This is a genomic window from Armatimonas sp., assembly GCF_043760365.1.
Taxonomy (GTDB): domain Bacteria; phylum Armatimonadota; class Armatimonadia; order Armatimonadales; family Armatimonadaceae; genus Armatimonas.
In genome coordinates, this window is record NZ_JAYUPA010000769.1 from 1 (window position 1) to 9,866 (window position 9,866).

Annotated in this window: 11 protein-coding genes; all 11 read right to left on the reverse strand. The window is 58.8% G+C overall.

Annotation, left to right across the window (positions count from 1 at the left end; translation table 11 throughout):
• Positions 1-67: 67 nt before the first annotated feature.
• Complete coding sequence (locus ACH2EH_RS18420; RefSeq protein ID WP_309697006.1) at positions 68-835, reverse strand: hypothetical protein; 768 nt, start codon at positions 833-835, stop codon at positions 68-70.
• Between the two features lie 141 nt (positions 836-976).
• Entirely contained in the window at positions 977-1,168 is a 192-nt protein-coding gene (locus tag ACH2EH_RS18425) for a ubiquitin-like protein UBact (RefSeq protein ID WP_395143905.1), read from the reverse strand.
• A gap of 2 nt (positions 1,169-1,170) precedes the next feature.
• Positions 1,171-2,679: a proteasome accessory factor PafA2 family protein gene (locus ACH2EH_RS18430; RefSeq protein WP_395143907.1), complete on the reverse strand. Its 1,509-nt coding sequence runs from the start codon at positions 2,677-2,679 to the stop codon at positions 1,171-1,173.
• A gap of 152 nt (positions 2,680-2,831) precedes the next feature.
• Positions 2,832-4,019, reverse strand: a complete 1,188-nt coding sequence (locus ACH2EH_RS18435) for a cation:proton antiporter (protein WP_395143909.1) — start codon at positions 4,017-4,019, stop codon at positions 2,832-2,834.
• Between the two features lie 460 nt (positions 4,020-4,479).
• Positions 4,480-5,226, reverse strand: a complete 747-nt coding sequence (locus ACH2EH_RS18440) for an MIP/aquaporin family protein (RefSeq protein ID WP_395143911.1) — start codon at positions 5,224-5,226, stop codon at positions 4,480-4,482.
• Between the two features lie 8 nt (positions 5,227-5,234).
• The gene (locus ACH2EH_RS18445; RefSeq protein WP_395143912.1) at positions 5,235-5,642 is read right to left on the reverse strand and encodes an arsenate reductase ArsC; all 408 of its coding nucleotides are present in this window, start codon (positions 5,640-5,642) and stop codon (positions 5,235-5,237) included.
• Between the two features lie 5 nt (positions 5,643-5,647).
• Positions 5,648-7,357 carry an arsenical pump-driving ATPase gene (gene arsA, locus ACH2EH_RS18450; RefSeq protein ID WP_395143914.1) on the reverse strand — a complete coding sequence of 570 codons (1,710 nt, stop codon included), beginning with the start codon at positions 7,355-7,357 and terminating at the stop codon, positions 5,648-5,650.
• Positions 7,344-7,667, reverse strand: coding sequence for an arsenite efflux transporter metallochaperone ArsD (arsD, locus tag ACH2EH_RS18455; protein ID WP_395143916.1), 324 nt, complete (start codon positions 7,665-7,667; stop codon positions 7,344-7,346). Before arsD ends, arsA begins: the two co-directional genes overlap by 14 nt.
• 30 nt (positions 7,668-7,697) lie before the next feature.
• Positions 7,698-8,303 (reverse strand): ArsI/CadI family heavy metal resistance metalloenzyme, encoded by a 606-nt coding sequence (locus ACH2EH_RS18460; protein WP_395143918.1) that lies wholly within the window; start codon positions 8,301-8,303, stop codon positions 7,698-7,700.
• Complete coding sequence (locus ACH2EH_RS18465) at positions 8,290-8,697, reverse strand: ArsR/SmtB family transcription factor (protein ID WP_395143920.1); 408 nt, start codon at positions 8,695-8,697, stop codon at positions 8,290-8,292. Before ACH2EH_RS18465 ends, ACH2EH_RS18460 begins: the two co-directional genes overlap by 14 nt.
• Positions 8,698-8,936: 239 nt before the next feature.
• Positions 8,937-9,467 carry a transposase gene (locus ACH2EH_RS18470; protein ID WP_395143922.1) on the reverse strand — a complete coding sequence of 177 codons (531 nt, stop codon included), beginning with the start codon at positions 9,465-9,467 and terminating at the stop codon, positions 8,937-8,939.
• Positions 9,468-9,866: the final 399 nt, after the last annotated feature.

Here is a 9,866-nt window from a genome sequence, read left to right on the forward strand (position 1 = left end):
GTCCTTCGACGTACTCATTGCGCTGCTGGAGCGCGTTGTTGAAATCGTAAAAATTATAGGACATAGCTTATCCCTGAACCATCGCGGGCTCGGCAGTCAGAGTGGTCTTGACGATGGCACGAAGCACGTCTTCTTCGATATCGGCGATCCCCTCCGCCGTGATGGTCTTGGCAAGGGGCAGGTACTTAGACGATCCCCCCGTGGCAGCATCCAGATCCGCCGCGATCTCCAGAAGCGTTAGCACCTCACGAAGCGCCGTGTCACGATCCATCTCGCGAAACGGGCCCTTGGTACGCCCAATGTACTCGAACGCCCCCCGAATCTGTGTGGAGCCCGAGCCTGCCGCCGCGTACTCCGCCGTCTCGAAGCGTGCCCCACCGCCATCGTAGAAGAACACGCGTCCCTCGTTCTTGGCTTTATCAAACGTGGTCAGGATCGGAATCACCAGTCCAATTCCCTGCATCGCGGCCATCATATTGCCCGCGATGAGCTTTCCGAGCTCGTTGAGCTTGCCATCCAGGCTCATGGCTTGCAGCTGCGAGCGCTCGTAGTACTTAAACGCCATCCGCAGATAGCGCACCAGCTCAATAGCTTTGGAGAAGCTGCCCGAGATCGAGATCAGGGTATAGTCATCAAGCGAGAGCACTTTCTCGGCTTTATCGTACATAATGGCCATCCCGCCCGTGGCGCGTCTATCCCCGACGGTCAGAACGCCGTCTTTGTACTTGACAGCAATCACGGTCGTGCCGTGGATCGGGCCCTCGGCGAGGCCATTGAGCTGAAATCCGGTCAGCGCGGCAAAGTTGCCGCTGTGGGGTTGCAATAGATCAGTCATAAGTTTTATTGGCCGCGCTGTTGGTTGTAGTGGCGGGCTATGTCCGGCGACACGCGACGCATCCGCTCTAGCACTTTAGGCGGAATTTTCTCCGACTCCCCTTCCTTCGTAGAGGGAAGGGGCTGGGGGATGGGTTCGAGCTTACTCTCCGCTTCGCTGGCGGTAACGTCTGGCGGCATTGGGATCCACCCGTTTCATCCGGTCTAAGATACCGCGCGAGTCAGGGCGCTTGACATCGGGGGCCTTGGGGCCATCGCCATCTCCCTGGCGACGGATCGGATCCACCGGTGTCGTCGGCTTTGTCAGGCGATCATCTACACGAAACTGTTCCATAGTTACTTTCCTTCCAAAATAGCGATAAATTCTGCGGGCGTTGTAGCAGCTTCCAGTGCGGCAGCCAAGGCGATGGGCTCTCGGTCTTGAATATCAGCCATACGAACCGTGGTGCTCTGCTCGCCGTGCTCTAAAGTAAAGCCGCCCCAGCTAATTTTCTGAACGGCCTCAGGAAACTTGCGCACGGCCAGTCCTCGGGCAATGGCACGTGGCGAGCCCGCAGGCGGCATGTCCAGCGCCCGCACAATCTCTTCCTCGGTCACCACACGGCGGATCTTCGCTTCCTGCTCCAGCGCGTAGTAGAGCCCAGCAGCAGGATCAGTGTTGTGGTACTCCAAATCCAGACTCTGCAAGTAGGGATCCTCCCAGGAGGAGATTCCCTCGGCATCCATAAAACCCTCCAGCAACGCCCGTTTCGCCGCCCAATCGAGCGTGTCCGAGAGGGAGAGTGGATCGGTTTCAAGCGTATTTAGCACCTGCTCCCATTCTATCAGAACAGTATCGGTGTCGGGAGAAAGCCCCGTGAAGTGCTCTTTTGCTGCAGCCAGATACGCCCGCTGGACATCCACTGCGCCAATCGTGCCGCCGCCCTGACGCTCCACGCACCACTTGAGCTTCTGGTCCGCCGAGACCTGCTTGACGGCCGCCACGGGATCCCGAAGAAGAATGCTCTTTGGTGCAAGGTCTTGCTCGATCAGGCGCAGCACCAGAAGTGTCGTGCCGATCTTTAGCAGTGTCGCCACTTCCGCAAAGTTCGCATCGCCGCAGATCACGTGCAGCCGCCTAAAGCGCCGCGCATCGGCGTGGGGCTCGTCGCGGGTGTTGACGATAGGCCGGTTGTAGAGCGTGTCCACCGATGCCAGCGTGGTAAAAAAATCGGCGCGCTGCGAGAGCTGAAAGAGCGCGGGAGGATTGGCCCCCGCATTCTCCATCCCCACTTTCCCCGCGCCGGCGTAGAGCTGGCGCGTAGCAAAGAACGGCAGTAGGCCCTCCAGCACCCGGTCGAACGGCACTTCGCGGCGCATCAGATAGCTCTCGTGGGTGCCGTAGCTCGCGCCGTGAAAGTCGGTATTGTTCTTGTACATCGCCACCAGCGATTCCGGCCCAAGCTGCTTCATCCGCCGCTCGGCGAGGCGCTGCATCCAGCGCTCCCCGGCCCGATCATGGGCGATGATTTCCCGCAGGCTCGTGCACTCGGGGGTGGCGTACTCGGGGTGGCCGTGGTCATTGTAGAGACGTGCGCCGTTGGGGAGCACTCTGTCGGAGCGCACCTCAATATCCGTGGAGTGGGGCCGCCCCGTCTGCTCGAACTGGGCATCGTTGGGGTCAATAGAGAGGTGGTCCACGGTGAAGCCGCGCATGTCCCGCCGAGGGTGCTCCTGCTTGTAGTCCCAGCGCCCCGCGACCGTCGGCGAGGGCACCAGTTTCACCAGATAGCCCGCCTCGTCCACGAGGTCCTGGGCACCTTTTCCCTCCACGTAGATTCCGTACTCCGTCTCAATCCCGATCATGTGGGTCTATTGTACCCTGCGGCCTCTCTCGTGCCACTGACCATTCGGGGAGTTTAGAGACTCGCTACTCGAACCCACCCGGCTCCCCGTTCGTTCCCCACTCTGAGCCACCCTCAGTCTTGCTGAAGGTCACCACCGATCCCACGCGCTGGCTACCCTAGTAGCTTGAGGCGCTTCAGCAGTGGCAGGAAGGTCAGCCCTTGCACCACCACAGAGAAGACGACCACGCCAAAGGTTGTGGCGAGTAGCTCCTGGCGTAGCGGCAGGTCATCTGGCAAGCCCAGCACGAGAGCCAGAGCCAGTGCACCGCGCAGGCCACCCCAAAATAGAGTGTGCTGGTGAGGCAGGCAGATCGCCTGCTTAGAGCGTGATAGCAAGCCGCAGAGCGGATAGACTGTGACACCACGACCCAGTGTCACCACCACAATCGCGATCAGGATAGGAATGTCATAGCGCACGAGCTGCCCCAACAGGCCATGCTCCTGCGCCCCGATCAATAGAAAGATGATGGAGTTGACCGAGAACGCAGCGAACTCCCAGAACGAGCCTACCGCGTCTCGCCCCGCGTCAGAGAGCGAGCCTAGCGATAGCGAGCCGACATTGCCTAGAAGTAAGCCGCAGCATAGCGTCGCCAGCACGCCCGAGCAGTGGAAGTGCTGCGCTAGGAGAAACGAGCCGTAGGCCGCAACGACGGTCAGTGCGATCTCTACGAGGTGGTCATCGGTCTTACCCGCGATCCACAGCACGAGACCCGCCACCAGCAGGCCGATTAGACAGCCGCCGCCCACCTCACGTAGTAGATCCAGCCCGATCTGTCCTGCCGCCAGATTCCCACTCGTTGCCCAGGCCAGCACTACCCCAAAGACCACTGCTGCTGTTCCATCGTTGAAGAGGCTCTCCGCCTCAACCAGCAAACGGAGCCGCCCATGAACCCTTGCCTCTTTGAATGTCGCGATCACCGAGACCGGGTCGGTGGCGGCAATCAGGGTGCCAAAGACCAGCGCGGCTTGCCAGGGCCAGCCTGCCAGGAAGTGCATTCCCGCTGCCGTGAGTCCCATAGCGAGAAGTACACCTACCGTTGCCAGCAGCAGTATCGGCTTGAGGTCAGCGCGTAGCTCTTTCCAGGGGATGTAGAACGCCGCCTCAAAGATCAGGGGCGGTAGCAGTGCGGAGAAGATCAGCTCTTTGGTCAAGCTGACTCCGGAGAGTAGGCCCGTAAGGGAGAGGAGCGCCCCCGAGGCGACAAGCCCAACCGTGTAAGGGAGCTTCAGCCGCCGCGCGGCCATGGCGATGAGGCAGACGACTAGTAGTAAGAAAGCAACTTTCTCAATCGCTAACATACTCTAGCCCTCGCCCGAGATCGAAGACGTAGACAAGGGGGCCTTGCGTGACCACTTCTCACAACGGGTGTTGGTGAAATTGTACTCCATTGGTTGTTGCAGGTTCATATTGTTCTTAGCTTGAAAATGCCTACCGACTAGCCCAGCCACAAGGGGGCAAGCACGAGGGCAAAAATAAAGGAGATAAGCAGAGGAAATAAAAAGGGGTAACCCATCCCGCCGAGAAGGGCGCTGGATTGAAGGATACGCCGCTATGGTTGGGAAGGTTACGCCGCTATGGTTGGATCGCGTGGTGAAGGGGGAACGCCGCCCATGCGCTGACGCAGAGCACGGGGGCTAGCCTGGAGATGCAGAGACAACAGAAACAGACTTCTTCGAGCACTTTCTGCTAGAGAGTCGGTTGTAAACGGTTTCTGCGTCTCCAGGGTCATCAGGCTATTATATCAGTTTTGCTCAGGATCTATTTCGTAGAAGTGAGTGTTGCCTGAATGGATTTCAGTGCATCGGCGATGTCGTTGGGAGCGCTCTGGGCATGGTGCTCGCCACCACGAATGGCCTCGTAGAGGAAGGCCGCGCTCACGGCACCAAGAGCGGGGCCAACGACGTAGACCCAGTAGACTGAGAGAGTACTGGTGCCTCCAAAGAGGGCTGGCCCGAGTGTACGGGCTGGGTTCATCGAGCCACCAGTCAGTGGCCCGCCGATCAGGACATCAAAGACCACGGTGAGGCCAATGGCGATGCCAGGCACTGCGCCATTGGCCCGCTTATCGGTGGCAACTGCAATGATGACCAGCATTAAGAAGAAAGTCAGCACTGCCTCAATGATTACAGCTCGAAGGAGAGGACCTGCGGCGATGTGGTGCACTCCAGAGCCGCCGCCAAAGAGCGCGGCGCAGAGTGCTGCTGCCACAATGCCCCCTGCAAACTCCGCGATCCAGTAAGGCACCACATAGCGCCAGGGGAAGCGACGGGCCACGGCGAAGCCCAGCGTCACTGCCGGATTGAAGTGCGCTGCGGAGAGATGCCCTAGCGCATAGATCATGGCCAATACCGCCAGGCCCGAGACCCAGGCGGCGGCCATCAGACCGCTGTCACTTCCCGAAAACCGGCCCGTTGCGGAGAGAGCCACGGGCGCAAATACAATCCCGAAGGTACCGACAAACTCCGCGATGTAGCGGCGCATCATGTCGTCCTTTATGGAAGGCATGCCCTGCTTCACGCAGCGAGCTCCGAAAGAAGCTTTTCTACCCGCTCCTTGATCTGGTCGCGGATCGCGCGCACTTTCTCGATAGGCTGACCCTTGGGATCGTCCAGGCCCCAGTCCTCGGTGAAGAAGATGCGGGCTGGGCAGGCGTCGGCATCCACCCCACAGCCCATGGTGATCTTCTTATCGGCGCTATCGGCAAGCTCTTGCGTGAGCTGCTTGGGTGCTTGGCCCTCCATCGAGATGCCAAGCTCGTTCATCACGTCAACGGCAACCGGGTTAATCTGGGTGCCCACAACCGTTCCCGCCGAGACCCCGACAACGTCTAGGCCGCGAGCCTTGGCAACGTGATTGACAAATGCTTCGGCCATCTGGGAGCGACCGGCGTTATGGACACAGACAAAGAGTACGTTTTTCATAGTTTCTATTTGGCACCCCAGGGGAGAACGGCATGCCGTTTCGAGAGGCGCATAACTTCTTCGAGGAGAGGGATTTCTTGGGCTGCTTTGGCGCTTAGGAGTGCGTCTTGCGTCCCCGAGGCGAGAAAAGACTGATTGACGACCCAGGCGAAGGGCTCGATCTGGGCGCGGCGCAGGTCTTCCTGGAGGCGCTGGGCCTCGTGGATCGGAGTGGGCTCGGGCAGCGTCACGACAAAGATAAAGGTAAAGTTCGGATCGCGCAGGCGCGGCAAGAGCTCACGCACGCTCTCCGGGGTCTCGTTCTGGGTACGTAGAACCTCGCGGTGGTATGCCTCCGCCGCATCGAGCAGTAGGATCGTGTGGCCCGTGGGCGCGGTGTCTAGCACGACAAACCGGTCTTTTCCCTCGGCAACCGTTCGAGCAAAGGCACGAAAGACCGCAATCTCCTCGGTACAAGGCGAGCGCAGGTCTTCCTCCAGGAGTGCACGTCCCGCGTCGTCGAGCTGGGCATCTGCCGCAGCCATTACCTCGGCGCGGTAGCTCTCTAGCTCAACGGCAGGATCAATGCGCTCAAGAATGAGGCTCTCTGTGCTTCCTGCGACTGCATCGGCAATAGGGGCCGCTGGGTCGGTTGTCGAGAGCGTGACGGCGTGTCCCCGGTGAGCAAGGCTGAGAGCGATTTGAGCCGCGAGCGTTGTCTTGCCCACACCACCCTTTCCCATCGTCATCACCACCCCATGCCCATGCGCAGCCACCTGAGCGATAAGTGGCTCCAGTGGCTGCGGAACAAAGGCAGAGTTTGCGCTCGTCGGCTTAGACAATAGGACTTCATCGGGCGTGAGGAGCTGACGAATCGCCGCGAGCCCGACCACCGTCTTGGGCAAGAGTGGCACTTGTGCAAGTGGCAGGTGGGAAAGAGAGTCTGGGAGCAAGGCGAGAGCGGCTTGGGTACGCTTGGCGAAAGCAACGGCTACCGAATCCGTGCTCTCTGGCGCGGTGAAGACCCCGTTAATGATGAGCTGCTGATGGGTGACGCCCAAATCGCTCAGCTCGCCGCTGGCACGTGCAGCTTCCTTGAGACTGGCTTGGTCGGGGCGAGCCACCAGCACCACGGTGGTTCGCTCGCCATCCCGAAGCGCGGCGAGCGAGGCGCGGTAGAGTGCCGCTTGCTGCTGGAGCTGTGCGAGTGGACCGACACAGGACATGCCGCCCTTGCTGGTATCAATAAAGCCGCTCCAGGCAGCAGGTAGCGAGAGCAGGCGGAGCGTGTGGCCGGTCGGTGCTGTGTCAAAGACAATCGCATCGAAGGCTGCTGCGACCTCTTCTCCCCCAAAGAGGCGCACGAACTCATTGAAGGCAGCGATCTCTATCATGCAGGCACCGGAGAACTGTTCCTCGATACTGGCAAGGGCCGCATCCGGCAGGATTCCTCGGTAGGGCGAGACTGCTTTTTCCCGGTACTCCCGTGCTGCCTCCTCCGGGTCAAGGTTGGCCGCCCAGAGGTTCGATGTCTCTGGAACGAGTGTCGGCTCCGCTCCTAGAGCGACGCCGAGTACCTCATCTAGGTTCGAGGCCGGGTCGGTGCTGACGAGAAGCGTCCGCTTGCCCGTCTCTGCTAAGTGGAGGGCAGTGGCGCAACCAAGAGAGGTCTTGCCCACGCCCCCTTTTCCGGTGAAGAAGAGATACTGGGACGGGGTGAGCCTATCCGTCCACATGGGAGAGCTCCAATCCACACCAAGCGGCGAGCTGCTCGCGGGTGGGGTAGCTCTTGCGGCTCTTGACCTCGCCCCCGACGAGAACCAGGGGTAGTGCTTTGGGATCGGCTTCAAGCTCGGCGATCACGGGAGAGCTGGCAGCAAATGCCGCCATGTCCTGGGAGAGATTCGCCCGCTCAACAGTCACCCCTTGCTCCTTAAGCCAGCTCAGGTCGGAGCCAATACGCACCAGCGCCGGGTCTATGCTCGGGCCGCAAACACCCGTGGAGCAGCACATCGGGGGATCGAAAACTTGGATTTTAACAGACATTATGATCTCCTTAGGAGCCGCAGGACTTATTCAGGAGCAGCAGGACTTGCCCGGATTGCTCTGCGTTTCGCAGCCACAGCCACCGGATTGCGAGGCCGCGATGGCTGTGTTAAGCACCGCCAGAATCGTGGGGGGAATCGTTTCTGTTTCTGTTTCACTGCCACAGCAGGTGCTGGTGGACTCACCCGAACAACAGCCTGATGCTTGTGCTTCAGCAACGGGAGGAGCCTCGAAAGCACCGTCCTGCATGTCGTCCAGAATCGTATAGACCTCCCAGGCGTTGCCATCCGGGTCTTTGGCCCAGACCTTGTCCTGGCGAGCGTGGCAGCAGACCGTATCCCCTTCGTCCAGCGAGATAAGCCCTGCCACCCCGAGGCGCTCACGGGCCGCCGCAACCGCTTCGGTTGAGTCTACGACAATGCCGAGATGGTTGAGTGATCCACCGGTTCCCGAACAGCTCTCGTTGAGAGCGAGCTTAAGGGCGGGAGTCTCTAGGTCGAAGTTGGCATAGCCAGGCCGCACTTTGTGGGCAGAAACGCCAAAGAACGCCTCGTAGAAGGCGACGGATTTGGTGACATCGCTCACATTGAGCGAGATATGGGTCTTAAAAGTAGTCTGGGTTTTAGCAGCAGTCATTGTTTTGGGTCTCCTTGGGAGTGGTCGAACTTTGTGGGGAGCCTTCTGGCTCCTGGGAAAAGTAGAGGGCGAGTAGTGCGACAGCTCGCGGGTTAACAGTGCAGAGGATGTGCTTGCCGCGTCGCTCCATCTGGATGAGCCCCGCAGTTCGTAGCTCCTTAAGATGCACGGAGAGAGCGGAGGTGATCTTCTCTGTGCCGGTGACACGACAGCAGACCTCCCCGACACTAGGCGCTTCTGTGGGAGCCACGGTCAGAAGCGTGCGGGCATCGCCTGTTGCTTCATCCACGGCAGCTCGTCCACAGCAACAAGAGCGTAGGTACTGGAAGATTCGTAGGCGGGTGGGGTCTCCCAGTGCCTTGAACATAGCAGCATAGTCAATATTTTCATTCATTATTTCTTGATTTGAAGAAATGATGAATAAAGACTACCGCACCTTTTCAGGATGTGCAAGATTATTTTTCACTGGCAATGATTACTCTTCCGACGCAAGCGTCGGTGTATCTACGGAGCTATCTAACAAATCTACAGCGCCTCTAGGATACTCATACCAGACACACCGCAAATCCCAAACGCTATCAGGAAGGCACAGCGATTTCACGAAAACATATCCAGTTGACGAACAAGCCTTTTTCACGAATCGGTTTGATGCCCAAAAGGCTTGAGTAACTGATCCGCAAACAGAGCCAGAACGCCAAGCATCACATGGAAATGCACCTTGGCATGCCCACGAACATAGATCACGCGAAGACCAAACGAGTCCTTCAGGCGACTGTTGCCACGCTCCGCATTGCTACGCTCACGATAACGAACACTCTGCGCCGGGGCAAAGTCCACTTTCTCGCCACCACGAGGGTGATCATCAATCAGAGCAACGTGACCCAAAGAGGTACTCACACTGTGGATGGAGGGAGCATCATAGGCACTGTCCATCAAATCGTAGAGAATCTTCACCCTCTGAGACACCTGTTTCATCATCGGAATCACACATTGGCTGTCATGCATCGAGGCTGAGGTGGTCACACAGATCAAAGGGATCATCCCATCAGCCCAAGAGAGGTTAGCTTTGTAACCACGCCAACGATAGGTATGACCATCCGTATCCTTCTTGATGCCCCAATCACAGTCACGAGGTAACTCTGCCAAAGCCGCTTCAGGCTCCATATCCACCTGTCGTTGTAGGCGAGTCAGCTCCGACGGAGGGCGAATCTCTCCCTTCTTGGGACGACCTGGCTTTTTTTTACCTTGGGCACTTTGACCTTCTTAACGGCTTTCTGGCGCACCTCAAGGGCGGTGGCATCATGGCTTGCGTGCATCACGATCTGTGAAGAAACAAATTTAAGTATCATTGCCTGATGGACAAGATCGCCCAAATTCAGATGAGCGAGGGTAGCGAAGGCACGACTCAGGGTAGGTTCACTGGAAACTTTATCTATGCCACAGAGCTTTCTGAAGGTCGGGCTCTGAATGACACTCCGACCGGAGCAAGCTCCGGGGTATCTACCCGATTCCGGCTTCGCCGGAGGTCAGAGAACAGCCTGACGCGACCCGGAAGGCGTAGGC

Excerpts from the sequence above, each read along its gene's own strand:
- ACH2EH_RS18430 (WP_395143907.1), bottom strand. The coding sequence starts at position 2,679 with ATGATCGGGATTGAGACGGAGTACGGAATCTACGTGGAGGGAAAAGGT.
- ACH2EH_RS18445 (WP_395143912.1), bottom strand. The coding sequence starts at position 5,642 with ATGAAAAACGTACTCTTTGTCTGTGTCCATAACGCCGGTCGCTCCCAG.
- ACH2EH_RS18435 (WP_395143909.1), bottom strand. The coding sequence starts at position 4,019 with ATGTTAGCGATTGAGAAAGTTGCTTTCTTACTACTAGTCGTCTGCCTC.
- ACH2EH_RS18440 (WP_395143911.1), bottom strand. The coding sequence starts at position 5,226 with ATGCCTTCCATAAAGGACGACATGATGCGCCGCTACATCGCGGAGTTT.
- ACH2EH_RS18425 (WP_395143905.1), bottom strand. The coding sequence starts at position 1,168 with ATGGAACAGTTTCGTGTAGATGATCGCCTGACAAAGCCGACGACACCG.
- arsD (WP_395143916.1), bottom strand. The coding sequence starts at position 7,667 with ATGTCTGTTAAAATCCAAGTTTTCGATCCCCCGATGTGCTGCTCCACG.
- ACH2EH_RS18420 (WP_309697006.1), bottom strand. The coding sequence starts at position 835 with ATGACTGATCTATTGCAACCCCACAGCGGCAACTTTGCCGCGCTGACC.
- ACH2EH_RS18460 (WP_395143918.1), bottom strand. The coding sequence starts at position 8,303 with ATGACTGCTGCTAAAACCCAGACTACTTTTAAGACCCATATCTCGCTC.
- arsA (WP_395143914.1), bottom strand. The coding sequence starts at position 7,357 with ATGTGGACGGATAGGCTCACCCCGTCCCAGTATCTCTTCTTCACCGGA.
- ACH2EH_RS18470 (WP_395143922.1), bottom strand. The coding sequence starts at position 9,467 with ATGGAGCCTGAAGCGGCTTTGGCAGAGTTACCTCGTGACTGTGATTGG.
- ACH2EH_RS18465 (WP_395143920.1), bottom strand. The coding sequence starts at position 8,697 with ATGAATGAAAATATTGACTATGCTGCTATGTTCAAGGCACTGGGAGAC.